This is a genomic window from Sorangium sp. So ce726 (assembly GCF_051521405.1).
Lineage (GTDB): Bacteria > Myxococcota_A > Polyangia > Polyangiales > Polyangiaceae > Sorangium.
On the sequence record NZ_CP150349.1, the window covers coordinates 12,817,743 to 12,841,973 of the forward strand.

General features: G+C 72.1%; 24 protein-coding genes. 10 read left to right on the top strand and 14 right to left on the bottom strand.

Annotated features, from left to right (window positions below):
* The first annotated feature begins 236 nt into the window (after positions 1-236).
* Both WME79_RS47700 and WME79_RS47705 read left to right on the top strand, forming a co-directional pair.
* A complete protein-coding gene (locus WME79_RS47700; protein ID WP_437529301.1) occupies positions 237-1,631 on the top strand; it encodes a pyridoxal-phosphate dependent enzyme in 1,395 nt (464 codons plus the stop codon).
* 140 nt (positions 1,632-1,771) lie between these two features.
* Entirely contained in the window at positions 1,772-2,518 is a 747-nt protein-coding gene (locus WME79_RS47705; RefSeq protein WP_437529303.1) for a cyclase family protein, read from the top strand.
* A gap of 43 nt (positions 2,519-2,561) precedes the next feature.
* Here WME79_RS47705 and WME79_RS47710 read toward each other — a convergent pair whose 3' ends face one another.
* From WME79_RS47710 to WME79_RS47730, 5 genes are all read right to left on the bottom strand, one after another.
* Positions 2,562-3,911: a PAS domain-containing protein gene (locus tag WME79_RS47710; RefSeq protein ID WP_437529305.1), complete on the bottom strand. Its 1,350-nt coding sequence runs from the start codon at positions 3,909-3,911 to the stop codon at positions 2,562-2,564.
* 439 nt (positions 3,912-4,350) lie between these two features.
* Positions 4,351-5,205, bottom strand: coding sequence for a hypothetical protein (locus WME79_RS47715; RefSeq protein WP_437529307.1), 855 nt, complete (start codon positions 5,203-5,205; stop codon positions 4,351-4,353).
* A gap of 71 nt (positions 5,206-5,276) precedes the next feature.
* The gene (locus WME79_RS47720) at positions 5,277-5,462 is read right to left on the bottom strand and encodes a hypothetical protein (protein WP_437529310.1); all 186 of its coding nucleotides are present in this window, start codon (positions 5,460-5,462) and stop codon (positions 5,277-5,279) included.
* 83 nt (positions 5,463-5,545) lie between these two features.
* Positions 5,546-6,346, bottom strand: a complete 801-nt coding sequence (locus tag WME79_RS47725; protein WP_437529313.1) for a hypothetical protein — start codon at positions 6,344-6,346, stop codon at positions 5,546-5,548.
* 496 nt (positions 6,347-6,842) lie between these two features.
* A complete protein-coding gene (locus WME79_RS47730) occupies positions 6,843-7,859 on the bottom strand; it encodes a DUF4349 domain-containing protein (protein ID WP_437529315.1) in 1,017 nt (338 codons plus the stop codon).
* A 123-nt stretch (positions 7,860-7,982) separates the two neighbouring features.
* Here WME79_RS47730 and WME79_RS47735 point away from each other — a divergent pair, with 123 nt between their 5' ends.
* Positions 7,983-8,906, top strand: coding sequence for an NAD(P)/FAD-dependent oxidoreductase (locus tag WME79_RS47735; protein WP_437529318.1), 924 nt, complete (start codon positions 7,983-7,985; stop codon positions 8,904-8,906).
* Between the two features lie 40 nt (positions 8,907-8,946).
* Here the strand turns inward: WME79_RS47735 and WME79_RS47740 are convergent, their stop codons facing one another.
* The 5 genes from WME79_RS47740 to WME79_RS47760 form a co-directional block, all read right to left on the bottom strand.
* On the bottom strand, positions 8,947-9,408 hold the full coding sequence (locus WME79_RS47740; protein ID WP_437529321.1) for a hypothetical protein: 462 nt from the start codon (positions 9,406-9,408) through the stop codon (positions 8,947-8,949).
* Positions 9,405-9,809 (bottom strand): hypothetical protein, encoded by a 405-nt coding sequence (locus WME79_RS47745; RefSeq protein WP_437529324.1) that lies wholly within the window; start codon positions 9,807-9,809, stop codon positions 9,405-9,407. The genes WME79_RS47740 and WME79_RS47745 overlap by 4 nt, the downstream gene beginning before the upstream one ends.
* A complete protein-coding gene (locus WME79_RS47750; RefSeq protein ID WP_437529327.1) occupies positions 9,802-10,368 on the bottom strand; it encodes an RNA polymerase sigma factor in 567 nt (188 codons plus the stop codon). The genes WME79_RS47745 and WME79_RS47750 overlap by 8 nt, the downstream gene beginning before the upstream one ends.
* Positions 10,369-10,397: 29 nt before the next feature.
* Positions 10,398-11,498: a Spy/CpxP family protein refolding chaperone gene (locus tag WME79_RS47755; RefSeq protein ID WP_437529329.1), complete on the bottom strand. Its 1,101-nt coding sequence runs from the start codon at positions 11,496-11,498 to the stop codon at positions 10,398-10,400.
* 168 nt (positions 11,499-11,666) lie between these two features.
* The gene (locus WME79_RS47760) at positions 11,667-12,158 is read right to left on the bottom strand and encodes a GreA/GreB family elongation factor (protein WP_437529332.1); all 492 of its coding nucleotides are present in this window, start codon (positions 12,156-12,158) and stop codon (positions 11,667-11,669) included.
* A gap of 698 nt (positions 12,159-12,856) precedes the next feature.
* Here WME79_RS47760 and WME79_RS47765 point away from each other — a divergent pair.
* The 5 genes from WME79_RS47765 (at position 12,857) to WME79_RS47785 (ending at position 17,030) form a co-directional block, all read left to right on the top strand.
* Positions 12,857-13,462, top strand: a complete 606-nt coding sequence (locus WME79_RS47765) for a response regulator (RefSeq protein WP_437529335.1) — start codon at positions 12,857-12,859, stop codon at positions 13,460-13,462.
* A gap of 46 nt (positions 13,463-13,508) precedes the next feature.
* A complete protein-coding gene (locus WME79_RS47770; RefSeq protein WP_437529337.1) occupies positions 13,509-14,243 on the top strand; it encodes a sensor histidine kinase in 735 nt (244 codons plus the stop codon).
* A 25-nt stretch (positions 14,244-14,268) separates the two neighbouring features.
* Positions 14,269-15,828, top strand: a complete 1,560-nt coding sequence (locus tag WME79_RS47775) for a sensor histidine kinase (protein WP_437529339.1) — start codon at positions 14,269-14,271, stop codon at positions 15,826-15,828.
* Between the two features lie 22 nt (positions 15,829-15,850).
* Entirely contained in the window at positions 15,851-16,585 is a 735-nt protein-coding gene (locus WME79_RS47780) for a response regulator (protein ID WP_437529341.1), read from the top strand.
* Positions 16,586-16,673: 88 nt separating this feature from the next.
* Positions 16,674-17,030, top strand: a complete 357-nt coding sequence (locus WME79_RS47785) for a response regulator (protein WP_437529343.1) — start codon at positions 16,674-16,676, stop codon at positions 17,028-17,030.
* 52 nt (positions 17,031-17,082) lie between these two features.
* Here WME79_RS47785 and WME79_RS47790 read toward each other — a convergent pair whose 3' ends face one another.
* Both WME79_RS47790 and WME79_RS47795 read right to left on the bottom strand, forming a co-directional pair.
* Positions 17,083-18,207, bottom strand: a complete 1,125-nt coding sequence (locus tag WME79_RS47790; protein ID WP_437529346.1) for an acyl-CoA dehydrogenase family protein — start codon at positions 18,205-18,207, stop codon at positions 17,083-17,085.
* A gap of 101 nt (positions 18,208-18,308) precedes the next feature.
* Positions 18,309-19,460: a methionine aminotransferase gene (locus WME79_RS47795; protein ID WP_437529349.1), complete on the bottom strand. Its 1,152-nt coding sequence runs from the start codon at positions 19,458-19,460 to the stop codon at positions 18,309-18,311.
* Positions 19,461-19,691: 231 nt separating this feature from the next.
* Here WME79_RS47795 and WME79_RS47800 point away from each other — a divergent pair, with 231 nt between their 5' ends.
* A complete protein-coding gene (locus WME79_RS47800; protein WP_437529352.1) occupies positions 19,692-20,417 on the top strand; it encodes an SDR family oxidoreductase in 726 nt (241 codons plus the stop codon).
* A gap of 22 nt (positions 20,418-20,439) precedes the next feature.
* Here the strand turns inward: WME79_RS47800 and WME79_RS47805 are convergent, their stop codons facing one another.
* The gene (locus WME79_RS47805; protein WP_437540084.1) at positions 20,440-21,057 is read right to left on the bottom strand and encodes a TetR/AcrR family transcriptional regulator; all 618 of its coding nucleotides are present in this window, start codon (positions 21,055-21,057) and stop codon (positions 20,440-20,442) included.
* 108 nt (positions 21,058-21,165) lie between these two features.
* Between WME79_RS47805 and WME79_RS47810 the strand changes: the two genes are divergently transcribed.
* Positions 21,166-21,906: an SDR family NAD(P)-dependent oxidoreductase gene (locus WME79_RS47810; RefSeq protein WP_437529355.1), complete on the top strand. Its 741-nt coding sequence runs from the start codon at positions 21,166-21,168 to the stop codon at positions 21,904-21,906.
* 167 nt (positions 21,907-22,073) lie between these two features.
* Here the strand turns inward: WME79_RS47810 and WME79_RS47815 are convergent, their stop codons facing one another.
* Entirely contained in the window at positions 22,074-24,215 is a 2,142-nt protein-coding gene (locus tag WME79_RS47815) for a cytochrome C peroxidase (protein WP_437529358.1), read from the bottom strand.
* Positions 24,216-24,231: the final 16 nt, after the last annotated feature.

A 24,231-nucleotide genomic window follows, 5' to 3' on the forward strand; every position in this document is an offset into this window, starting at 1 on the left:
GCGCGTTTCGCAAGGAGCAGTCCATCCTAGCGGACCTTTATCCATTTTCCAAGGCTGCCCTTGTCGACGCGCGCCTGCCCGCGTCAACCCGCGCACGTGCGCGTCTGCCCGTGTCAACCAACCCGCGCGCGCGTCTGCCCATGTCGACGCGCGCGCGGGTTGGTTGACGCGCGTCATGCCCGGTCGAACACCTCGACAGACGGTGCGCGTCGTGTGACCGTTGAGATGTCATGCCAATGCCCATGCCGACCCCTGCGCCTGCAAAGAACATCGTCGCTCTCATCGGGCACACCCCGATGATCCAGGTGACTCAGCTCGACGCCGGCCCGTGCGAGCTCTTCCTCAAGATGGAGAGCCAGAACCCGGGCGGCAGCATCAAGGATCGCATCGGCCTGTCGATGATCGAGGCGGCCGAGCGCGCCGGCCAGCTCGGGGGCGAGCGGCGCCATGTGGTCGAGGCGACCGCGGGCAACACCGGGCTCGGCCTGGCGCTCGTCGCGGCGCAGAAGGGCTACCGGCTCACGCTCGTGATCCCGGACAAGATGAGCCAGGAGAAGGTGTTCCACCTGAAGGCGCTCGGCGCGCAGGTGGTGATGACGCGCTCCGACGTCGAGAAGGGCCACCCGAGCTATTACCAGGACCTCGCGGCCCGCATCGCGCGCGAGGAGGGCGCGTTCTACGTGAACCAGTTCGAGAACCCGGCGAACGCGCTCGCCCACGAGACAGGGACCGGCCCCGAGATCGACGCGCAGCTCGATCGAAGGATCGACGCGATGGTGTGCGGCGTCGGCTCCGGCGGCACCATGACAGGGCTCTCGCGCTACTTCGCCAAGGCGCAGCCGCGCTGCGAGATGGTGCTCGCCGATCCGGAGGGCTCGGTGCTGGCGGGCTACGTCAAGACCGGTAAGCTCGGCAAGGCGGGCTCGTGGCTCGTGGAGGGCATCGGTGAGGACTTCCTCCCTCCGATCCTCGACCTCTCCCATGTCAAGCGCGCTTACACGATCTCCGACCGGGAGAGCCTGGAGACGGCGCGGCTGCTCCTCTCCAGGACGGGCATCCTCGCCGGCTCGTCGTCCGGGACGCTGCTCGCGGCGGCCCTGCGCTATTGCCGCGAGCAGTCGTCGCCGAAGCGCGTCTGCACCCTCGTCTGCGACAGCGGCAACAAGTACCTGTCGAAGATGTACAACGATTTCTGGATGGCCGATCAGGGCTTCACCGACCGCGCGCCGACAGGGGATCTGCGCGACGTGATCACGCGCCGCCACGCCGACAGGGCGGTGGTCACGGTGCAGCGGTCGGACGCGCTCCTCGTGGCCTATGCGAGGATGAAGCTCTACGACGTGTCGCAGCTGCCCGTCCTCGAGGACGGCAAGATCATCGGCATCCTGGACGAGTCCGACCTCCTCCTCGCGGCCGTCGACGACGTGACGCGCTTCCGCCAATCGGTCGAGGCCGCGATGACGACGCGGCTCCGGACGGTCGACGTGCGGACGCCGATCCGGGATCTCCTTCCGATGTTCGACGCGGGGCTCGTGCCGATCGTGACCGATGGTGACGAGTTCGTCGGGCTGGTCACCCGCATCGACCTGATCAACTACCTGCGACGCCGGGTGAAGCTGCACGAGGTGTGAGCCGCGCGCGCGGGCACGGGCCCGCGCGCAGCGATGCCCGCCTTGCTCGTCGCGCCGGGCGGGCGCGCCGCTCGCGATGCGGCGCGAGCGCCCGTCGGCGTGCCTTGTGCGGGCAGCGGGCTTGTGGTGAGCTGTGCGCCATGCAGGAGGCGCACGGAGCTGGCGTGATCGACCTCGCCACGGCGCGGGTGGTCGATCTGACACACCCGATCACCCCGGAGATGCCGCTGTTTCCCGGCGACACGCCCTATGCGTCGGAGACGCTCAGCACCATCGAGAAGGACGCGTATTGCTGCAATCGGTTCTCGATGGCCGAGCACGCGGGCACGCACGTGGACGCGCCGGCGCACTTCACGGCCGGGGCGCCGACCGTCGAGCAGATCGCGCCGGAGCAGCTCGTCGGGGCGGCGGCGGTCGTGGACGTGACGGCGGCTGTGGCGGCGAGCCCGGACCACCGGGTCACTGTGGATGATCTCCGGAGCTGGGAGGCGCGGCACGGCGCGCTCGGCGCCAGGCATATCGTGCTGATCCGGACGGGCTGGGGGGCTCGCTGGTCCGATCCGGCGAAGTACCTGAACCAGGACGCCCATGGCGTCATGCATTTTCCCGGGGTGTCCGTGGAGGCGAGCCGCTACCTGCGCGAGCGCGGCGTGCGCTGCATCGGTATCGATACGCTGTCGACCGACCCGGGGGCCAGCGAGACATTCGAACAGCACAGGGCCTTCCTTGGCGCTGGCGGCTACCACATCGAGAACCTGGCCAATCTGGAGCAGCTGCCCGAGGCGGGGGCCGTCGTGGTGGTCGCGCCGCTGCCGCTCGCGCGCGGCAGCGGCGCGCCCGCCCGGGTGCTGGCGCTGGTGCCGGCTTACGGCGGCCCGGCGAGATAGCGCCGGGCGCATCCTCGGCTGTCGAACCAGCTGGACGATCCGCCTACGGTTGAATGCCGCCGCGCCCGTTCCGGGCTCGCGCCGACGCCCGCGCACCTTCGCGGTTGGAGAGCGCATAGGTCACCCCGCGCTCCAGCGTCCCCCGCGTCACGATCCCTCCCAGATCGGCCCCCAGCTCCACGAGCGCCTGCGCCACGCTCGGCCGGATCCCGGTGAGCACCACCTCGGCCCCGAGCAGCCGTGCGCTCCGCGCGGCCTGGATCAGCGCGTCCGCCACCTCCGGCCCCGCCTGCGGCACCCCCGTCACGTCGAGGATGGTGATCCGGGCGTGCTGGCGGGAGATGCCGTCCAGCAGCGTCTCGGTGAACTGCGCGCCCCGCTCGCGGGTCAGCTCGCCGACCAGCGGCGCCACCAGCACGCCGTCCGCAATGGGCAACAGCGGCGTGGAGATGGCCCGTATCGTCTCCTGCTGCACGAGCAGCATCTTCTCTTGCAGCTGCCGGGTCCTCGCCTCGGCTCGCGCCCGCTCGGTGATATCCACCGCGATCGCCCCGCATCCAGAGACCCTGCCCTCCTCATCGCGGAGCGCGAACCTGGTGCTCATGTACACGTGCGTCCCGTCGGCCAGGTCCATCTCGTCCTCGGAGGTGATGGGCTCGGACGACGCCATCGCTGCCCGGTCCTGCGTCGCGAACCGGTCGGCGATCGCCGCGGGGAACAGGTCGTGCTGGGTCTTCCCCATCAGCTCCTCGCGGGGCTTGCCGAGGAGCGCTTCGACCGGCGGGTTCAGCAGCGTGTGGCGGCCCTCGCTGTCCCGCGCGAACATGAGCATCGGCGCGTTCTGAATGAAGGCCTCCAGCAGCGCGGCGCCCCGGCGCCTCTGCGCCTCGGACTCCACGCGCGCGGTGACGTCGATGCTCACCACCGCCACGAAGCGGTTCCCGCTCGCGTCCTCGAACGCAACGTAGCTCGGCTCGGTCCAGACCCGGCGCCTCTCCTTGTAAAGCTCGCCCGGCTCGGTGTCGTAGGGGACCGGGGGCAGCGTGACCACCTCCCCGGCAAGCGCTCGGCGGAAGGCCTCGGCGTGGCCCGTCTTCACCGCCTGCGGATCCTCCAGCGCGTTGTACTTGCCGATGATCTGCTCGGGGCTGATGCGCCATCGCGCGCAGTCGGCCCGGTTGATCGCGACGAGGAGCCCGTCCGCGCGATGCACCACCAGCGGTACGGTCACCGCATCAAAGAGCGCGCGGTAAGGCACGCTGTCCGCGAGCTCGCGCTGCGCGTCGCGCGGCGTCGCGCCTGAGCTGAGCCTTCGCTCCAGCTCCTCCACGCGAGCCCGGAGCCGCGCGTTCTCTGTCTTGATTCGCTCGTCGCTCTGCCGATCAATCTCCATCGTTCCCCCTGAGCCCTGCCTGATCTGCAACCTCACGCGCGGCCGCTCGCCGCCGAGGAGAGCGCGCTCAGCCCCCCTGAGCCCTGCCCGCCGCTCTCCGCCCGCGGCGGTCCAGAAGTTCTTCTGCGTTGAAATGGTGCACCATCAGGCCGGCCCCGTGAAGCCTGTATTGGCCGGGGCTGGCTCGCCTTGGACTGGCGCGTCGACAGCGGTACTCCCACGCACGACCGACTCGCCCTCATCGCAGCCCCGCACACCACCGACCGGGACCTGCCCTTCGTGCTCGCCGCCTCGTACATCGGAGCATCTCGGAGGTGCTATCGACGCGGCGAAAGACACCTTCGATCCGGACGGACGCCGCTTCGTGTGGCTCCTGTTCCCGGAGAATATCCTGTCAACCAGGGGCAGGTCCCGCGGTTAGGGCTCGCCGTCTCCCTCGCTAGGGAAGGAAGACGGTGATCACACGGGTGGTCGACTCTGGGCTGCCGGTGAGGTTGTTGACGCAGCTCGGGTAGTACATGCCGTTCGTGTTGAGCTGCTGGCAGTAGGCGCTGCACGACCCGCGGATGCTGAGCAATCCGCATTGCTGGACAGCCCCACCGCTGTCGAGGTGACCGGCGGCGCACTCCCGCATGAGCGACCGTGAATAGCTGCGATTGGCATCGTCGTAGCAGGCGTTCAGGTAAGGAGAAGAGGCAAACAGATTGCCCCAGAAGGCGCCTTCCAGATGCGTGTAGGTCGTGAGCTCGACGGTTCCGGTCTTGTCGATGACCGCGGAGTTGCCCCGCGAGGAGATCGTCACGGAGGCGCCGTACCAGTTCGTCCGCGACGCGAGGCACGCCGAGATCCACTGCTGGTCGTTATGGCCGAGCGCCTTGGTGCTCCAGTCCGGCACGAGGCCGATGATTCCCCTGTACTCCTCGTTGTGCACCGTGCCCGAGCCATCGGTCCACGAGAAAGTGAACGACTGCGACGGGAGGAACGCACAGCCGACCACATAGCTGAGGAGCTGGCGCGAGAGATCGCCGGCGGCGCCTGGATCCCGGATCGCGCTCAGGGCCGCCGGGCTCAATGCGTTGGGGTTGAGGGCGTTGGGGTTGAGGGCGTTGGGGTTGAGGGCGTTGGGGTTGAGGGCGTTGGGGTTGAGGGCGTTGGGGTTGAGGGCGTTGACGAACTCGAGCGCGCTAAGGGCGACTCCTAAGGAGTCCTCCTCCTCCTCTTCCTGAACTGCGACGCAGCCAACCAAAGACGCGAGCAAAAGCGCCGCGAAACCAGCGATGCTGATCCGGTACATCGTCGTCCCCCCCGGGTTCGTCCCTTCGTGCCCTCTTCGAAGGTCACATCGGGTGTACCGATGAATAGGCATCATGTCCAGTACTCAATGGTTGATTTGTGTAAAATTCGTAGTTCGAGAATTCGCGGTGCTCTGTCCACGGCGTGAGGAACACGCGGATTGCTGGCGTCGATCTCGATGCGGCTCTGCGAGGTAGGCAGATCGGCGAGCGCCGCGCGCAGCTTCGACCAGCTGACTGCAGCGAGGACGAGAGCCATCGCCGCTGCCGCCTGCCGCGTACCCGTGTTGATCGGCGGGACGAGCTCACGGACGCGGCCTTCAACGCGCTGCCCGCGGACGGCTAGGGAAGGAAGACGGTGATCACCTTGGTGGTCCAGTCCACGGTGCCGTTGACGTTGCTGGCGCAGCGCGGGTAGTACATGCCGCGCTGCTTGAGCGGCTCGCACGCGCTGTCGCACGAGCCGACGATGTTGATGATCCCGCACGGCTGCACGGCCCCGCTGTCGCCGAGATGACCGGCGGCGCAGTCCCGGGACTGCGAGCGCGCACGGTCGCGATTGGCCTCGTGGTAGCAGGCGTTCAGGTAAGGAGAGGGGGCGAACAGATTGCCCCAGAAGGCGCCTTCCAGGCGCGTATAGGTCGAGAGCTCGGGTTTGTCGGTCTTGTCGAGGGCCCCGTGATCACCGCGCGAGGAGATCGTCACGGAGGCGCCGTACCAGTTCGTCCGCGACGCGAGGCACGCCGAGATGAACTGCTGCTTCGGATGGCCGAGCGCCGAGGTCTCCCATTGCGTCGCGAGCCCGATGATCCCCCAGTACACCTCGTCATGGACCGTGCCCTCGCTGTCGGTCCACGAGAAGCTGAACGACTGCGATGCATCGAGCGCACAGCTGACCACATAGCGGAGGAGTTGGCGCGACAGAGCGCCCGCCGCGTCCGGAGCCTGGATCGCGCTCAGGGCCGCCGGGCTCAGGGCATTGGGGTTGAGCGCGTTGGGGTTGAGGGCATTGGGGTTGAGCGCGTTGGGGTTGAGCGCGTTGGGGTTGAGAGCATTGGGGTTGAGCGCGTTGACGAACTCGAGCGCGCTAGGGGCAACTCCTACGACGCTCTCCTCCTCTTCCTGAGCTGCGACGCAGCCCACCAAAGACGCGAGCGAGAGCGCTGCGAGAGCAGCGATGCCGATCCGGTACATCGTCGTCCCCCCCCGGGTTCGTCCCTTCGTGGCCGCGTCGAAGGGCGGAATGGGTGTACCGATGACTGGCCATCATGTCCAGTGCTCAACTGGCGATTTGTGTAGAATTCTCAAGTCGTTGGAGTCAGGGGTGCTCTGTCCACGGCGTGCCGGGGGAGCGCAAGGCCGCGTGTCGCGTTCGTCACGCGCCGTCTGAGACCCAGTAAGGAGCGGTGGATGATCGAAATCTCACATTGCATGAAGACGCGACAGAATGGCGGCGAGCGGTCTGTGTGTCGTTGCAATGTGCAGTGTGGCGATAGGTGCGTGCGCGGGGCCGGGGGCAACGGCGCGGGGCACACCGCTGACGAGCGCGTCGCCGAGCGCTCCGGCCGGCGTTGTCAGGAGATCTCGTGCGCAGAGGCCGAGCGGGCGGTGATCGCGCTGCTCGGGTCTGCAATCAGGCTCACCCGGGGCCGATCTCGCCGTCGCCGCGCGGGCCCTGCGCCGGAGGCGGCGAGGTCGGTTCCGGGGAAGGCTGCGCGCCCTGCGCCGGCGGTGCGGCGATCGAGTAAGGCTGCGCACCCTGCACGGGCGGCGCGCCGCTCGGGTAAGCGTGCATCGGGCCCGCCTGGAAGGGCGGACGGAAGCTGGCTGCCGTGCGCCGCTGTCGCCGGACGATCGCGCGAAGGGCGTAGTAGAGCGCCCCGAAGAACGCCCCGAAGAACGCCGCCAGGAGCAGCAACGTGGGGCCGACCGACACGGCAAGGACCGCGGTTTTCACGGCGACGACCCCCGCGTTCTCGATTCCCTCGCTGGCCGCCCGGGCGATCTTGCCGCCGGCGCCCAGGGTCTGCTCCGCGCCGCGCGCCGTGATCGACATCTTCACGGTCGCATAGGCGATCTGCCCCTCCAGCAATCGCTCCTGCGCCTCGATCTGCTCGATCGTCTCACGCACGCTCCCGAGCTGCTTCTCGACGGCGACGACGTCCGCGAGGCTCCCCGTCCTGTCGGAGAGCAGGTCGAGCAGCCGCTTCTCCTGGGCGCGGGCGTTCCGCAGCCGCGCGCCGATGTCCGCGCGCTGCTCGGTCACGTCCTCGGCCTTCTCCGCGTCGTCGACCACCTCGCCGACCGACGCCACCGCGGCGCGGAATGCGCCGACCTTCGCCGAGGGGACCCGCGCCTCGAGCGACGCGCTCCGGTGCGGGCCGCCGTGCACCCGGGCCTCGCTCACGTAGCCGCCGTGCTCGTCGACCGCGGTCCGCAGCCGCTGCATCGCCGGCTCGAAGGCGTCGACCAGGATCGCGGTCTCGACGGTGATCCGCATCGCCCGCCCGGCGAGCGGCGTCGAGGCGGGCGAGGGCCCCTGCGCTCGCTGGTCCAGCGCCGCGATCTGCGCGGGCGGGGCCGACTCGGAACGGTCCCCTCTGGCGCAGGCGCTCGTCAGCGTCACGGCCAGGAGCAGCACAGCAGGCAGGCTCATGCAGGAGCGCATGCGGTGACCATAGCGGTTCCAGGGAACGCTCGCGAGCCCACCCCGAGCAGGGCACGGACACGCCGTGCGCGCCGGTGGCGCGGCGCGCCCCTTGCGAAGCGGGCAGCGACCATGTCGACACGCGAAGAGGACATCCCGGGATACGACGCGATCATCGTCGGCGGAGGGCCGGCCGGCCTCAGCGCGGCGCTCATCCTGGGGCGCTGCCGGAGGCGCGTCCTCGTGTGCGACTCGGGGCAGTACCGCAACCACGCGGCGCGCGAAATGCACGGCTTCCTGTCGCGCGACGGGATCGCGCCGTGCGAGCTCCGGCGGATAGCGCGCGAGCAGCTGGAGCCCTACGGCGTCGAGATCCGCGAGGCGGCAGTCACCGACGTCTGCCGCGGAGCGAAGCGCTTCGAGGTGACGCTGGAAGGCGGCGAGCGCCTGCGCTGCCGCAAGCTGCTGCTCGCCACCGGGCTCGTCGACCGGCTGCCGGAGCTCCCGGGGCTCCCCGCGATGTACGGCAAGAGCGTGCACCACTGTCCCTACTGCGATGGATGGGAGGCGCGCGATCAGGCGATCGGCGTCTACGGACAGGGCAGCACCGGGGTGTCGCTCGCCGTGAACATGAAGACGTGGAGCGATGACGTGGTCCTGTTCACGGACGGGCCAGCATCCCTGTCGCGATCGGACGCGGATCGGCTCGCGCGCCACCGGATCGGCGTGCGCGAGGAGCGGATCGCCCGGCTCGAGGGCAGGGGCGGAATGCTGGAGCGCGTGGTGCTCGAGGACGGAAGCGCGGTGGAGCGCCGTTCGCTCTTCCTCAAGGCGAAGCAGGAGCAGAGGTCCGATCTGGCCGAGCGGCTCCGCTGCACGGTCACGGAGGAGCGGGGCGTCGAGACGGTCGCCGAGCACGAGGAGACGACCCGCGAAGGGGTCTTCGTCGCCGGGGACGCCTCGAAGGAGGTGCTGCTCGCCATCGTGGCCGCCGCCGAGGGAGCCGCCGCGGCGTTCGGGATCAACTGCGCGCTGCAAGAAGAGGAGTTTGCGTAGCAGGGCAGCGCGCTCTCGTCGGCGCTGCCCGGACAGGCGCTCAGTCGCCCCGACCGCCCGGCCCGCGCCCGCGGCCAGGCCCCGGCCCGAACGGCGGCGGGCCCGGGTGCCGCCGCCGCTCGGCCTCGAGCTCCTCGTAGCGGGTGAGCTGCTCGGGCGTGAGCACGCCCTTCACGCGCGCGTCGGTGCGATCGCGGAGGGCGTCGAGCGCGGGGCGGCACTCGGAGAGGAGCCGGTCCCGCTCGGCCTCGGCCTCGGCGATGGTCGCCCTGAGCTCGCGCACCTGGCGGTCGGTGAGGTCGAGGTGGCGGCGCATCGCCTTGAGGCGGAACTGGGCGCGCGCCTCGGCCGGTGGACCCCGGAAGGAGGCCTCGAGGTCGCGCAACGCCGTGACACGGCCGATGGCCGCGCCGGCGACGCCGCCGAAGAGGAAGACCGCGGCGAGCACGGCCAGCGGCTTCCAGCGGGCGAGGGCGGGCGGGGACGCGGGGCGCTCGGTCATTCGCTCGCCTCGAGGGCCTCCACCGAGGCCATGATCGCGCTGTCGACGTCGCGCTGCGTCTGCAGGAAGAAGAGGACGCTCGCGGCCGCCGCGAGGGCGGTCACGACGAGGGCAGGGCGACCTGAGCGGACGATGCCGTCGGCGATCGCGGGGCGCGCGGGTAGGGGGAGGCGAGGAGCGGCCGTCGCGGCGCGGACCATGGCGTCGGTGAAGCCGGCGTCCGGCTCGATGCCGTCGGTCGCGGCCGCGAGGCGCGCGAGCGGATCGCTGGCCGCGCTGGCCGCCGCAGCGCGCAGCACGGCCGCCGTGAAGCGGTCGTCGGCGTCGATGCGATCGGTCGCGGCCGCGAGGCGCGCGAGGTCCCGATCGGGTGTGGTCCGGTCGTCGTCGCGGTCAGACATGCGGCGCCTCCTTCTCGATCTGCCGGGCGCGGAGCGCGGCGCGGGCGCGCACCAGGCGTTGCTCGACGGCGCCCTCGGAGCAGCCGAGCGCTGCCGCGGCCTCCTTCGCGGGCAGGCCCTCGACGGCGACGAGGACGAGCGCGGCGCGGTCCTGGGGCGGGAGCGCGGCCAGCAGGGCGTCGAGCTCGCGCAGCGCGATGCGCGCCTCGGCGGAGACGAGGCCGTCGAAGCGCGGCTCGGTCGACGCCTCGCGCGGGGTGTCGCGGCGGCGCCGGAGGGCGTCGAGGCAGGCGTTCGTCACGATGCGGTACAGCCAGGTCTCCACCTTCGATCTCCCGTCGTAGCGCCCCTCGCGCAGGGCGCGGTAAGCGTCGACGAACGCCTCCTGCAGGGCGTCCTCGGCCTCCGCGAGGTCGCCGACCAGGCGCGCGGCGAGGCGGTACATCGGCGCGCGCGTGTGCTCGACGATCTGCCGGAAGGCCGCATCATCGCCCCTTGCGACGCGCGCTGCGACGAGCCTGAGGTCGACGATCACGTTCCCCCGCGATTCTGCGCCCATGGCACCGCGCGCGCTACCGGGATGGGCGCTCAGCGGCGCTCGGGGCCACGCCCGGCGGGCCCGAAGCCGCGCTCGAAGCCGGGCCCGCCAGGCCCGGGGCCGCGCATGCCGGGCCTGGGGCCGTGCTCGGGGCCGTGCCCGCCAGGCCCGGGGCCGCGCTCGCCGCGCTCGGGCCTGCCCGCAGCCGGCCCCTTCTCGATGCGTTCGGCGAGCGCCTTGCGCTGCGCCTCGTCGAGGATCGGGACGATCGCGGCCAGCGCGCCGACCATGCGGTCCAGGTGCGCCCGCGGGCCCATCTTCTCGCCCGCCGGCGGCTGCGGCAGGAACGCGTTCGCGTCGAAGCGATCCGCGGCGAACGTCTCGAGCCGCGCGCGCATCTCGGCGCGCCTCGCCGCGTGATCTTCCTTCCGACCGACCCGGTCGGCGTCGCTCGGGCGCGCGCCCTCGAGGGCCTTGTCGATCTGCGCGCGCTGCTCGTCGCGCAGGTCGAGGCCGGCGAGGAGATGGCCCAGGGGGCCGCCGCGCATGCCGGGGCCGCCCATGCCGCCGCGCTCGCCGCGCGGGCCGCCGTGGCGCTCGCCGCCGCGCGGGCCGCGCTCTTCTCGCTCGTCCAGCTTCGCGGCGATCACGTCGACGAGCTGCCGGCGCTGCTCCTTCGTGAGCGTGGCGTGCAGGGTGCTCAGCGCCCCGGCGACGCGCGCGCGGCGCTCCTCGGCCGCGCGGCCGGCGTCGGGGAGCTTCGCCTCGATCGCCGCCCGATCGATCTTGCCCGCGCGCACGCCCTCGGCGAGCGCCGCAAAGACGGCCCCGTCCTTCGGGCGCTCCTTCGCGCCGTCGCGCAGCCCCTCGAGGGCGCCCTCGATCGTCGCTTCCTGCGCGTCCGAGAGGTCGAGCTCGTGGAGCGCCGCGCGCAGGAGGTGCTCGGGGCCGCGCGGGCCGCCGCGATGGCCGCCGAAGCCCTCCCGGGGACCGCCCGCCCTCGACGGGCCCTGGGCGAGCGCCGCCTCGGCGGCCTCGTCGCTCGGGGACGTGTCGCCCTGCCCCGTCTCCGCCGTGCAACCGGCCGCGCCGACGAGCGCGCCGACGAGCGGCAATATCGCACCAAGCCTCCACCAACGAGACTGCGTCATGGACTCTTCTCCTGGGTCGCCCGCGTCGTGCCGAGCGGGTCGTTCATCCCTGTGACGCCGGCGGGGAGGGGAGCCCTACGAGGGCGAGCTACTTTTTCTGAGGCGGGCTCTCGAGCTCGCTCCGCAGGCAGCCGGGAGAGGCCAACGCGGGCTGGATCGGGCCCGGCCTTACCGCACGCTGGCGATCAGGTGGGTGCGCGTCCCCTGCGGTGTGGCGACCTCGGCCTCATCGCCCTCCGACAGGCCCAGCAGGGACGCGCCGAGGGGGCTCGTCGTGGCGAGGGTCTGCAGCTCGACCCCCTCGAACTGGATGCGCTCGCCGCCCGCGGCCGGCAGGAGGAAGTAGAGCGCGCGCCGCTTTCCGCTCTCCAGCTCCACGAGCGCCGAGCTCTCGATGCCCGCGCCAGGGCCGAAGTCGCGCACCGTGACGGCGCCCAGCCTGGCGAGCGCCTGCTCGATCTGGAGCACGCGCTCGCTGTGACCTCGCGCCACGTAAGACGCCTCGGTGGCGCGCATGTCCTTGTCGCCCTCGGCGCGGTTCTCCTCGTGCGTCACGGCGCTGGCGGCGTCGCGCGCCCGCTCGGTGGAGCGCTCGAGCTCACGGGCGAGCTGGTCCCTCAGGGCCGCGAGCAACGCGCGCTTGTCGATGGCGGGTGGCATGGAGACCCACATCTTACCAGACGGGATCGCGGCGGTCACTCCACGGTCGTCAGGCGCCGCCGCGCGAGACCCGAGCGGCGCAGCCGTCCTCAACGACGCGCGGCGCGCGTCCGTCGTCGCCGGTCCCAAAGGAGGAGGCGGGAGGCGGCCCGGCTCCTCCGGGAAGGCCGCGCGCCGGGCGCCTGCCCGCCGGCGAGCAGCGCCGAGAGCGCACCTGCGCTGATTGCAACCCTGCAATGGATACCTCTCGTGCAGAGTCGCAGCTCATGGCTCCTTTTCGCGTCGAGAGCTCGCCGCTCCTTGCAGATGTGCAATCCATGCGCGCCGTGTGCGGCGGACTGCCGACGCGCTTATCTTTCGTGTGAATCGAATGTTTCAAGAAAGTGACTTGGAAGCACGAGGAAGCGCGAGGAAGCGCGAGGAAGCAGGATGACGCCCCGTGACGGCGCGCATCGCAAACCGCTCAGGAATCGCTCAGGAATCTCTTTGCCGGGGTAGGGTGAGTAGTGTAGATTCCTAATCTGCTACGCCGCTGCTCCGGGCTGGAACGCATCGACACGAGAGCATGGGTGTCGATGCGGCACCACCGCACAGCCTGGAGCGCGCGGGCCGAGCGCGCGCGACATGACGCGAGGCGTCCTGCCGCCGCTCGCCCGGGCTGCGTCCAGATCACTGCACGAGCACACAAGAGGAGAATCGTGAGCCTGTATGCCCAGGAGCGGCTGCGCGTGCTCGTCGTCGACGACGAGCGGAGGATGCTGGACAGCATCGCGGCCATCCTCGACGACGACGTTGACGTCGAGACCTGCACGTCCGCCCACCGGGCGCTCGAGCTGCTGCAGACAGGCCAGTTCCACGTGGTCTGCTCCGACTACAAGATGCCCGGGATGAACGGAGACGAGCTCCTCAAGCGGGTCGCCGGCCTGCCGTTCTACACGAGCTGCCTGCTGATCACCGGCGACGAGGAGTACATCCGCTCCGGCGAGGCGGGCCGCCACTACGTCATCCTCAAGCCGTTCGAGCCCGCCCGGGTCACCCGGATCGTCCTGGAGCTCGCGCGCCTCGCCCACGCGCGGCGGTCCGCGGACGCTGGCGCCTCCTCGGCGCGCGAGGCCGCCGCGCCCGTCTCGAAGACGAGGAGGGCCGCGCCGTCGCTCAGGCCGCGGGAGGCCCAGGACACGCCGGCGTCCACGCAGCGCGAGCGGGTGAGCTCGTACCCGCCCCCGTCTTCCCGCGCGGCGTCGAGCTACCTGGACGCGGTGCGGGTCGGAGACGCTGGGCTCCCGGCCCGGACCCTCAAGTGATCGCCCGCAGCGGCGAGCGCGGCACCCGAGGAGGCGATCCCCCACGATGACGAGCCGAGATCCGCTCGGCGCGGTGGAGCAGACCGCGACGGCCGAGGAGATCGTGGCGACGCTGCGCCACGATCTGCGCAATTGCTTCGGGACGATCCGCAATGCGGCGTTCTTCATCCGGCGCAAGGTCGCCCGGGAGCAGGTCTTTCGGGACGACCCGCGGGTGGGGCAGTTCCTCGATGTCATCGACGAGGAGGCGATCGCGGCGAGCGCGCTCGTCGACGGCGTCATCGACGCGAACGCGAGCCTCAGGCGGCGGCCGGTGAGCGCGAGCGCCCGCGAGTGCGTCCTCATGGCGGCGGCCTGCGCGCGCATCGCCGAGCCGGGGATCCGCGTCGACGTCGACGCGGCGGAGGGCGTTGTCGAGCTCGATCCGGCCGAGCTCGCCCTGGCGATCCGGTGCCTTGTCGAGAACGCGGCGGAGTCGATGCCCGGGGGCGGGGTGGTCACGCTGCGCGGGAGCGTGCTCGGCGCGCGCTACCGCATCGAGGTCGGCGACACAGGGACGGGCGTGCCCGAGGCGGAGCGGGAGGCGATCACGCGCCCGTTTTACACCACCAAGCCGGGCCGCCTCGGCCTCGGGCTCAACATCGCCGGGCGCGTGGCGCGCCGCTATTTCGGGACGCTCACCCTCGGCCACGGCGCGCCCTCCGGCATGCGGGCCTGCATCGAGCTGCCCCTCGCTGCAGCGCCCGAGCCGCCCGGCGCGGGCGCCGAGGAGCGGCTGTGACGGCGCGCGCGGCCAAGGCGCCGCGATGAGCATCCGGGCCGCCCTCTCGCTGATCTTCGCCGTGGCCGCGGCCGTCGTGCTGCTCGCGACCGGCGCGCTCTACGTCACGTCCGCCAGCATGACGCGGCTCCAGCGGCGCGCCGAGCTGTCGTACGAGGACCTCACCCGCCACGTCACGCTCGCCAACCACGCCGGCCGCTACATGCGGGAAGCCGCGGAGATCTCCCTCGGCGGCGGCGACACCGAGGAGCTCCACTACCTGGCCGGGCTCGTCGCGCGGGACCTGGCCGCGGCGGAGGCGCTCGAACGGGCGCAGGAGCCGCTCGAGCGGGCGTGGGAGCCGCTCGAACGGGCGCAGATCGAGGGCGAGCGCGCCCCCGAGGCGCCGCGCGAGGCGCAGGTACGCGACGAGCGCCTGCGCCGGATGCGCGCGAGCTTCGCGGCGATCGCCGGGAGCGTCGACCAGGTGTCCCACATGGCGAGCGCCGGGGATCTGGCGGCCCACCGGAGGTTCGTGGAGCGCCCAGAGGCCGAGTACGAGGAGGGGTTCGTGCCGCAGATCGACGCGGCCATCGCCGACGCGCGGCGCGACGTCGCGCGGAACGCGGAGGACGCGGGCCGCGCAGGCGCCAGGATCAGGATCGCGAGCATCGCCCTGATGATGGCGGCGCTCGTGACCCTCGTCGTCCTCCTCGGCGGCCTCCTGCGCTCGATGGCGCGCGGGTTCGGCGCGCTCGCGGAGTGCTCGCGGCGCATCGCCGGAGGCGACCTCGAACACCGCGTGCCCGACCTGGGAAAGCACGAGTTCGGGCGCATGGGCACGGCGCTCCGCCACATGGCCGACAGCCTGCGCGAGGCCCAGGCGTCGAGCGTGCGCGTCGAGCGGCTCGCGGCGATAGGGCAGCTCGCGGCGAGCGTCGGGCACGAGCTCCGCAACCCGCTCGGCGCCATCCGGAACGCGACGCACTACCTCAAGAAGCGCCTCGCCGGGACCGAGGTCGGCGCGGAGCCGCGCGTCGCTCAGTTCCTCGGCCTGATGGAGAAGGAGCTCCTCTCGTGCAACCGGATCATCGGCGATCTCCTGGACTTCGCGCGTGAGCGCAGGCTCCGCCGCACCGCCTGCCCGCTCGCGCCCCTGGTGGACGACGCCATGTCGGTCGTCGCGCCGCCCGCGCACGTGCGCCTGGAGAACCTCGTGCCGGCGGCGCTGCCGGTGCCGAGCCTCGACAAGGACCAGTTCCGGCAGGTGCTCGTGAACCTGATCCAGAACGCGGCCGAGGCGATCCCCGTCGAACGCGAAGGGTGGGTGCGTGTGGTTGGACGTGTATGTGACGAGGCCGTGAGCCTCGTGGTCGCCGACAACGGCGAGGGGATCGAGGAGGAGCACCTCGCGAAGATCTTCGAGCCGCTCTTCAGCACGAAGCTGAAGGGGACGGGCCTCGGGCTCGCCATCACGGCCGGGATCGTCCGTCTGCACGGCGGCACGATCGCGGTGGAGAGCGCGCCCGGCGCGGGGACGACGTTCACCATCCGGTTACCGCGCGCCGCGGCACCGGAGGTACACTCCTCCGTGCAGCCCGCGTGACAGCGGAGGGAGACGGCCGTCGATGCAAGGGACCGGACCGGTGCTCGTGGTGGACGACGAGGAGGGGATGCGCGCCACGCTCGCCGCGAACCTCGAGCTCGAGGGGTACGAGGTCGTCGAGGCGCGGGACGGGGCGCACGCCCTCGAGCTCGTGAAGCGACGGCGCTTCGCGCTTGTGCTGAGCGACGTGAGGATGCCCGGCCTCGACGGCGTCGCGACGTTCCGCGAGATCAAGCGGCTCCAGCCGGAGCTCACGGTGGTGCTGATGACCGGCTTCGCGCGCGAGCAGCTCATCGAGCAGGGCATCGGCGAGGGGGTCTATGCGGTCATCTACAAGCCCTTCTCGATGGAGCACCTCCTGCGGATCATCACGCGGGCCCTCTCGTCGCGCGGCGTGCTCGTGGTGGACGACCTCCCCGCGGTCGCGGAGTCGATCGTGGCGGGGCTCAAGGCGGCCGGGCTTCGCGCGGAGGCCGCGTACGACGGGCACACGGCCATCCAGCGCGCGCGGGACGCGGCGGTGGACGTCTGCGTGCTCGACCTCCGGATGCCCTCCCTGGACGGCGTGAGGACCCACGAGCAGATCCGGCAGCTGAGCCGCCGGATCACGGTGATCGCGATGACCGGCCACGCGACGCCGGAGATGATCCACGCGTTCACGAGCCAGGGCGGGTACGCCTGCCTCAACAAACCGTTCGAGGTGCGCGAGCTGATGCACACGATCGCGCGCGCCCGGAGCGACCCGGGGACGTGCTGAGGGCCGCGGGACATAGCGCCGGGCAGGGGCGGGCGCTGCGCCGTGCCTGGCCGCGACCGCGCAGGCCGCGGGGGCAGAGGAGGGCGGCGTGAGCGTGACCGTGCTCCTCGTCGACGACGACGCGTCGTCCCGGTTCGTGCTCGCGACGCTCCTGGAGGACGAGGGCTTCCAGGTGGAGGAAGCCGGCTCGTTCGCCGAGGCCGGGCAGAAGATCGCGGCGGAGGGCGCGCGGTATGACCTGGCGCTGCTCGATCAGAACCTCGGCGACGGCCACGGCACCGATCTCGTGGCGGTGCTGCGGGCGCGCCTGCCGCGCGCGAAGGCGGTGCTGATCAGCGGCAGCGGCGAGGAGGCCCTCGGCGACGCGCCCCCGCCGGACGCGGTGTTCTCGAAGGGGATCGGCTTTCCGGATCTGCTCGATCGGATCCGGCAGCTGCTCGGCTGACGCGCTCTGACGCCCCGCGGGTCCGCGCGGCGCGGGATGGCCGCGCGCGGCGTCAGGTGACGCCGAGCAGGGCCTTGCCCACGATGTCGCGGATCGCGGGGCCCGACAGGGCCATGATGGGGCCGCTCATCGCGTCGCGCAGGTGGCGCTCGATGGGGCGGGTGCGCATGTACCCGGCGCCGCCGGCGATCTCCAGGGCCGAGGTGGCGATGGCCACCGCGGCCTCGTTGGCCACCACCTTGGATTGCAGCTGCAGGAGGCCGTAGCCCGGATCGCCCGCGTCCAGGGCGGCGGCGGTGCGCATGGCGAGGGCGCGCGCGGCCTCGAGGCGCAGGCTCATGTCGGCGACGGCGAACTGCACCCATTGCAGCTCGGCGATGGGCCGGTCGCTCGGCGGCAGGACCCGCTCCTTGGCGTAGGCCACGGCCGCGGCCATGGCGGCCTCGGCGATGCCCACGGAGAGCCAGCCGAGGCCGTTGGGGATGGGGTTGGGCGCCGTGGGATCGACCGCGAGCCGCCGCGACTCGGGCAGGGGCGTGCCCTGAAAGCGGACGATCTGGCTGCGCGTGGCCCGCATGCCGAGCGTGTCCCAGACGGGCTCGATGGCGATCGAGTCGTCCCTCTCGATGAGGAAAAAGGCGGGCTGGCCGTCGCAGACCGCCGCCGTGAAGAAGAAGTCCGCGTGCTCGCACCCGGTGACGAAGCGCTTCTCACCGGTCAGGCGATAGCCGCCCTCGGCCTTCTGGGCCACCTGGCGCGGCACGAGGAACATGTTGCCGCTGGTGGGTTCGGAGAGCGCGTTGCCGACCCACGCGCCGCGGCGGATCGCCTGCTCGAAGCGGGACCGCTCGCCGGGGTCAACCAGGGCGCGGTACACCGACATGGCGCCCTGGTGCATGAGCCACGCCGTGGCGAACGACGCGTCGCCCCGCGCGAGGACGGCGACGATGCGGCCGAAGGTGAGCCACGAGCAGGGCGCGCGGGCGGCGTCGTCGCCGGCGGCCCCGCCGAGCAGCGCTGTGTTGATCGGCGAGCGGATCGTGGCGGCCAGCCCCTCGATCGGGAAGGTGGCATCCCGGTCGTGCCGGGCCGCGTGTTCGGCGAGGATCGCCGAGATCCGCTCGGCCTCGGCGAGGAGCTCGCCGGCCTGATGTGCGTCGTTCTTCTCTGCATTCATGAGGTCGTTCCTCTGTGGCTGCGAGGCATTGAGTTCGCTTGGTGGTCAATGAAGCCGGGTGGACAGAAGGCGGCGCCCCGGAGGTCCGCCGCGGCGGGCCCTCAGACCCGGCGCAGCCTCTCGGCCGCGCGCTCCAGCGTCTCGTCCCGCTTGGCGAAGCAGAACCGCAGGACGGGCCCGGGCTCCACGCCGGAGAGGAACGGGGAGATCGGGATCGAGGCGACGCCGTGCTCGCGGAGGAGGCTCCGCGCGAAGTCGGCGTCTCGCTCGGCCGTGATCGCGGAGGTGTCGAGCAGCTGGAAATACGTGCCCTCGCACGGCAGCGGGCGGAACCGCGAGCCCTCGATGAGCCGCAGGAAGAGATCCCGCTTCGCCTGGTAGAAGGGCGCGAGATCGGCGGCGAGCGGGTCGCGCGTCACGACCTCGGCATACGCGTGCTGGACGGCGCCGTTCACCGCGAACGTCACGAACTGGTGCACCCGCTGGATCTCGGCCGAGAGCGCCTGCGGCGCCGCGCAATAGCCCACCTTCCAGCCGGTCGTGTGGTACGTCTTGCCGAAGGAGCTGATGACGACGGAGCGATCCGAGAGCTCCGGATACCGCGCGAGGCTCTCGTGCCGGCGCCCGTCGAAGAGGATGTGCTCGTAGACCTCGTCGCCGACGACGATGACGTCCCGCCCGTCCACGACGCGGGCGAGCTCCCGCATGTCGTCGGCCGACAGCGCCGTTCCGGTCGGGTTGTGCGGTGAGTTGATGAGCAGGAGCCGCGTGCGCGGCGTGATCGCGCGCCGCACCTCGTCCCAGTCGACGCGGTAGTCCGGAAAGCGGAGCGTGACGAACACGGGCGTGCCGCCGTTCAGCAGCACCGCCGGCGCGTACGAGTCGTAGCAAGGCTGGAACAGGATGACCTCGTCCCCGGGCCGGACGAACGCCGTGATCGTGCTGAAGATGCCCTCGGTGGCGCCCGAGGTGATCGTGATCTCGGTCGCCGGATCGTAGCGGCGGCCATAGAGCCGCTCGATCTTCATCGCCAGCGCCTCGCGCAGGGCCAGCGCGCCGGGCATGGGGGCATACTGGTTGTGGCCGGCGCGCATGTGGCGGGCGACGGCCTCCACCAGCTCCGGCGCGCAGTCGAAATCCGGGAAGCCCTGCGACAGGTTGATGGCGCCGTGCTCGTTCGCGAGCCGCGTCATCACCGTGAAGATGCTGACGCCGGTCGACGGCAGCTTCGATGGGACCGCGGGCGTGGTCATGGCAGGTCCTATATCACCCCTCCAGCCCGGCCGGGCTTCCCGGCAGCCCGCCGGGGAGCGCGAGGGCCACGACCGCCGCCACTGAAACGCAGCCTGGCTTGAGCCCGGCGCTCCGCCTGAGGCCGGGCACCGGCTTCGCGCCGGCGAGCCGCGCCCGTGATAGCGTGCCTCCGCCGGCGCGGGGGGCGGCGCTCCGTTCCTCTGCGCGCGGCGGAGAGAGAGGGGGACACCGTGCGGCTGAAGGACAAGATCGCGCTCATCACCGGGGCGAGCAGGGGAATCGGGAAGGCCAGCGCGCTCGCGCTGAGCCGGGAGGGGGCCGTCGTGGTCGGCGTGGCGCGCACCGCGGCCGATCTGTCAGCGCTCGAGGGGGAGATCCGCGCGGCGGGCGGCCGCGGGCTGATGATCGAGGCCGACGTCACCCGCGCCGCGTCGGTCGCCGCGTGCGTGGAGGAGGCCGTCCGCCAGCTCGGGAGGGTCGACATCCTCGTCAACAACGCGGGCATCGGCGGATACCGGCCCTTCCTCGAGTGGTCGGAGGACGACTACGACCGCATCATGGCGACGAACGTGAAGGGGACATGGCTGTTCTGCCGCGAGGTCATCCCCCACATGCGCCGCCAGGGCGGCGGCCACATCATCAACGTCGCCAGCGTCGCCGGCCTGCAGGGCTATCCGAGCGAGGCCATCTACTGCGCCTCCAAGTTCGCGCAGATGGGCCTGACCCAGGCGCTCGATCGCGAGTTCTGGCAGGACAACATCAAGGTGAGCGCCGTCTGTCCGGGCGGCGTCGAGACCCACTTCGCCCTCGGCGACGGGCGCACCGCCGGCTCGGAGCGCATGCGGGGCTTCTCCACGCCGGAGGACGTGGCCGAGGCCGTGGTGCTCGCCGCGCTGCCGCGGGACCGCTCGCGCATCGTGCAGATCGTCATGCGTCCGATGAACGAAGCCACGTAAAACGTGGGGTCGCCTCGCGCGCTCAGACCGCGGCGCGCGGCCTCGCCAGCGTCTCCCATGCTGCCATCGCGCAGCCGACGATCGCCTGGAGCGCCTCGCGCGAGGCGCCGTCGCGGGCCTGGAGGGAGAGGCCCTGGAGCACGGTGGTGTAGAAGGCGGCGAGCGTCGCCGTGTCGGTGCCCACCGGCACGTCGCCCTCGACCACACCGCGATCCAGCCGGCGCCGGAGCGCGTCGAGCGCCGCCCGCCGGCACCCGGCAAGGTAGTCGCGCACGCGCTCGTTCTCCGGCGTGCCGAGCGTCGCGGCGAGCACGACCATGCAGCCGCTCGGCTTGCCCGGGGTCACGTACCCCTCCACGTTGTTGCGCAGCATCGCCTCGACCGCTCCGCGCGCCGTCGGCTCGTCGCACATGGCCCGGTTCGTCGCCGCGCCCTCGACCTCGTTGTAGAGCGCCACCGCCTCGCGAAACAGCGCCTCCTTGCAGCCGAACGCGGCGTAGAGGCTCGGCGAGTTGATGCCCATCGCGGCCGTGAGATCGCTGAGCGAGGTGCCCTCGTAGCCTCGCTCCCAGAACACCTCCATCGCCCGCCGCAAGGCGGCGTCCCGATCGAAGCTGCGAGGGCGACCCCGTCCGACCATCATCGAGACCTTTCTGTATTTCTGTGACGATCGATAAAAAACCGATTGACCACCGGTCACAGGAGAGAGTATATATTCTGTATCGATCTGTACAGAAAAGAGGTAACGATGGCGGAGTTTGCAGGCAAGGTGGCGCTGGTGACCGGGGGCAGCCGCGGGATTGGCGCGGGGATCGTCAAGCGGCTGGCGCGGGGCGGGGCGGACGTGGCGCTGACGTACGTGAGCGCCGCGGACAAAGGTCGCACGGTGATCGCCGACGTCGAGGCGGCGGGTCGGCGGGGGATGGCGATCGCGGCGGACACAGCGGATCCGGCTGCGATCGTCGCCGCGGTCGAGCGGACGGTGGCCGAGTTCGGCAGGCTGGACATCCTCGTCAACAACGCCGGTGTCGCCATCATGGCGCCAATCGATGCCGTGACGCTGGCGGACCTGGACAAGACGCTGGGGATCCATGTGCGGGGCGTCTTCCTCGCCTCGCAGGCCGCGGCGCGGCACATGGGCGCTGGCGGGCGCATCGTCAGCATCGGCAGCTGCCTCGCCGACCGGGTGCCGGGGCCGGGAATCACGCTGTACTCCATGAGCAAGTCCGCGCTGGTCGGCCTCACGAAGGGCCTCGCCCGCGATCTCGGGCCGCGCGGCATCACCGCCAACCTCATCCAGCCCGGCCCGATCGACACCGACATGAACCCGGCCAACGGCGCTGGTGCGGATATGCAGCGGAGCATGCTCGCGCTCGGTCATTACGGCAGCACCGACGACATCGCCGCCACGGTCGCTCACCTTGCCGGCGAAGGCGGGCGCTTCATCACCGGAGCGACGATCACCATCGACGGCGGGTTCACGGCCTGAGGGGGGCCGCGCGGCCCGCGCTGGGCGCCGGCCGCGCGGCTATCAGAGTTCGCCCCACTGGCGCGGAACGCAATGGAGGCGGCGCTGGGAGGTTGTCGAAGAGATCCACGCGGGAGCGGTGACGACGTCGGAGCGGGCCGAGCTGTACACGGTCGGTCGCGCCTCCCTCAGAGCGACTCCAGGTAAGCGACCAGGGCGCGCCGATCCCCGGCCGACAGGTGGGCTGTGTGGCCCATGGATCCGTCCACCCCCTCGACCAGCGCGAGCAGCGTCGGGTAGCGGCCATCGTGGTAGTACGGCGCGGACCGGCCGATGAAGCGCAGCGAGGGCGTCTCGAAGGAGCGCTCCGTCTCGAAGCGCGTCGCGCTCCGCACGTCGTGCCGCGCGCCGTCGGTGGTCAGCTCGTCGCCGACATGGCAGCTCGAGCAGCCCGCCTCGCGGGCGTGGAAGAGCTCCTCGCCGCGCGCGGCGAGGGCCGCGCGGGCGCCGGCCGCTGCGGCTATCGTCTCCGCTGCCGCCGCTTGAGCGGCGCCGGCCGGCACCGCAGAAGCCGCGCGCTCCTCGGCCGTGAGGACCGCCGCCTCGGCGGGCGGCTCCATGCCGCGGAGGTACGCGAAGATGGCGTCGCGCTCCTTCGCATTCAGGCCGGTGCCCGCGAGGCGGGACATGGTGCGGGCGAAGTGGCTCTCCAGGTCCTTCTTGCCGCCCTCCCAGCCGTACGGCGCGGTGCCGTCGAGCCGCCCCATGAGCATCGGCGTCTGGCGCGGGCCCTCCGGCGTCGACCAGGTGAGCGCGTCGTCGCGGCCGTCGGGGTGGCAGCTGGCGCAGGCGCGGCCGTCGAACGCGATGCGACGGCCGCCGGCCGCGTGGAAGAGCCGCTGGCCCTCCGCGCGCTGCTCGTCGAGGCGCGACGCGCGGGGCAGGGCGATGACCGGCAGCTCGCCCGCGAGCTCCTTGCCGTTGGCGCGGATCGCGGTCGGCCCCGGAGCGCGCGCGGCGGGCAGGATCGTCAGCGCGCCGTCGAACCGGGAGAAGACCACGGCGCGCCGGCGCGCGCCGTCGACGGCGATGGCGGTGGGGCCGGCGCCCACGCGGGCGCGGAAGAGCTCGCGATCCCGCACCGATCCGGTCCGCGGCGGCTTGCCGGGGATCTGGGCGCGGGCGTCGTAGGCGATCACCTCGTCGTGGCCGAGGCACGCGACGAGCAGGACCTCGTCCCCGGGCTCGATCGCCGCCGCGCGCGGGAGCCGGCAGCCGCGGAGCCCGAGGTGGGCCGAGACCGGCGGGACGTCCGCGTGTTCACCCATCGCGTCGACCACCGCGATGTGCTCGATCGCGGTGTGGACGAGCGCGCTGCCATAACCGCCGGCGCCCGTCGCCGGCCCCGGATCGACGAGCGCGATGGGCGCGAAGACCGCGCCGCTCGCCGCGCGCACCAGCGCGAAGCCCTGAGAGCCGCGGCGATCCACGTTCACCGTCGGGCGGTGCATCTGGAACGGGGTCCCGTCTTCCAGATCGAAGGGCACTTTCCGCGAGGGCCCGCTCGAGCTGCGGGGGAAAGGCTTGGCGAGCTTCGACATCAATCTCGGGGCGCGCCGCTCCACCCCGTCGGTCGACAGCTCCCGCGCGCCGGCCGGCGCGCCGCCTTCGTCGAGCGTCACGACGCTGATGCGGCCGCCGACCGCGTGGGAGACGAACGCGCGCCGGCCGTCGCTCGACGCGACGACCGCGCTGGGATCCCGCGCGAGCGGGAGCTCGCCGGTGCGCCGGAGGTCGGCGGTCGCGAGGCTGGTGAGCGCGTGGCCCCACCGGCTCGCGACGAGCAGCGTGGCGCGGTCCGGCGTCATGGCGAGGCCCACCGGCTCGCTCGCCACGGGCACCAGACACCTTCGCTCGAGCGGGGCGGCGGGGCCGACCGGCTCCAGCACCTCGAGCAGGGCGCGGTCGCGCAGCGAGGCCACGACGCGGCCGTCGCCCAGCACGATCACCTGGGCGGGCCGGCCCGCGAGCGGGGTGCGTGCGAGCGCGGCGCGGGAGTCGATATCGACGGTGTGGAGGGCAGCGTCGTCCTCGTCGGCGACGAAGGCGAGGGTGCGCCCGCCGAGGTCCGCGAGGGCGACGCCGGAGCCGGCGTGGGTCGCGTCGAGGGGCGCGGGCGCGGGGCTCGCCGCGCGCCGGGCGCAGGTGGGCGGCGGCGGCGCCTCCGCCGCGGCAGGGGGGCTGGGCGGCGGCGCCGGGGCCGGATCGCGCGGGGAGGGGGTGCAGGCGAGGGCGAGGAGGGCGAGGGCGGTCGGGGCGGCGGCTCTCATGCCCGGGCCATCGGTC

Coding starts and splice junctions, on each gene's coding strand:
- WME79_RS47700 (WP_437529301.1), top strand. CDS start 237: ATGCCCATGCCGACCCCTGCGCCTGCAAAGAACATCGTCGCTCTCATC.
- WME79_RS47705 (WP_437529303.1), top strand. CDS start 1,772: ATGCAGGAGGCGCACGGAGCTGGCGTGATCGACCTCGCCACGGCGCGG.
- WME79_RS47710 (WP_437529305.1), bottom strand. CDS start 3,911: ATGGAGATTGATCGGCAGAGCGACGAGCGAATCAAGACAGAGAACGCG.
- WME79_RS47715 (WP_437529307.1), bottom strand. CDS start 5,205: ATGTACCGGATCAGCATCGCTGGTTTCGCGGCGCTTTTGCTCGCGTCT.
- WME79_RS47720 (WP_437529310.1), bottom strand. CDS start 5,462: ATGGCTCTCGTCCTCGCTGCAGTCAGCTGGTCGAAGCTGCGCGCGGCG.
- WME79_RS47730 (WP_437529315.1), bottom strand. CDS start 7,859: ATGAGCCTGCCTGCTGTGCTGCTCCTGGCCGTGACGCTGACGAGCGCC.
- WME79_RS47735 (WP_437529318.1), top strand. CDS start 7,983: ATGTCGACACGCGAAGAGGACATCCCGGGATACGACGCGATCATCGTC.
- WME79_RS47740 (WP_437529321.1), bottom strand. CDS start 9,408: ATGACCGAGCGCCCCGCGTCCCCGCCCGCCCTCGCCCGCTGGAAGCCG.
- WME79_RS47745 (WP_437529324.1), bottom strand. CDS start 9,809: ATGTCTGACCGCGACGACGACCGGACCACACCCGATCGGGACCTCGCG.
- WME79_RS47750 (WP_437529327.1), bottom strand. CDS start 10,368: ATGGGCGCAGAATCGCGGGGGAACGTGATCGTCGACCTCAGGCTCGTC.
- WME79_RS47755 (WP_437529329.1), bottom strand. CDS start 11,498: ATGACGCAGTCTCGTTGGTGGAGGCTTGGTGCGATATTGCCGCTCGTC.
- WME79_RS47760 (WP_437529332.1), bottom strand. CDS start 12,158: ATGCCACCCGCCATCGACAAGCGCGCGTTGCTCGCGGCCCTGAGGGAC.
- WME79_RS47770 (WP_437529337.1), top strand. CDS start 13,509: ATGACGAGCCGAGATCCGCTCGGCGCGGTGGAGCAGACCGCGACGGCC.
- WME79_RS47775 (WP_437529339.1), top strand. CDS start 14,269: ATGAGCATCCGGGCCGCCCTCTCGCTGATCTTCGCCGTGGCCGCGGCC.
- WME79_RS47780 (WP_437529341.1), top strand. CDS start 15,851: ATGCAAGGGACCGGACCGGTGCTCGTGGTGGACGACGAGGAGGGGATG.
- WME79_RS47790 (WP_437529346.1), bottom strand. CDS start 18,207: ATGAATGCAGAGAAGAACGACGCACATCAGGCCGGCGAGCTCCTCGCC.
- WME79_RS47795 (WP_437529349.1), bottom strand. CDS start 19,460: ATGACCACGCCCGCGGTCCCATCGAAGCTGCCGTCGACCGGCGTCAGC.
- WME79_RS47805 (WP_437540084.1), bottom strand. CDS start 21,057: ATGGTCGGACGGGGTCGCCCTCGCAGCTTCGATCGGGACGCCGCCTTG.
- WME79_RS47810 (WP_437529355.1), top strand. CDS start 21,166: ATGGCGGAGTTTGCAGGCAAGGTGGCGCTGGTGACCGGGGGCAGCCGC.
- WME79_RS47815 (WP_437529358.1), bottom strand. CDS start 24,215: ATGAGAGCCGCCGCCCCGACCGCCCTCGCCCTCCTCGCCCTCGCCTGC.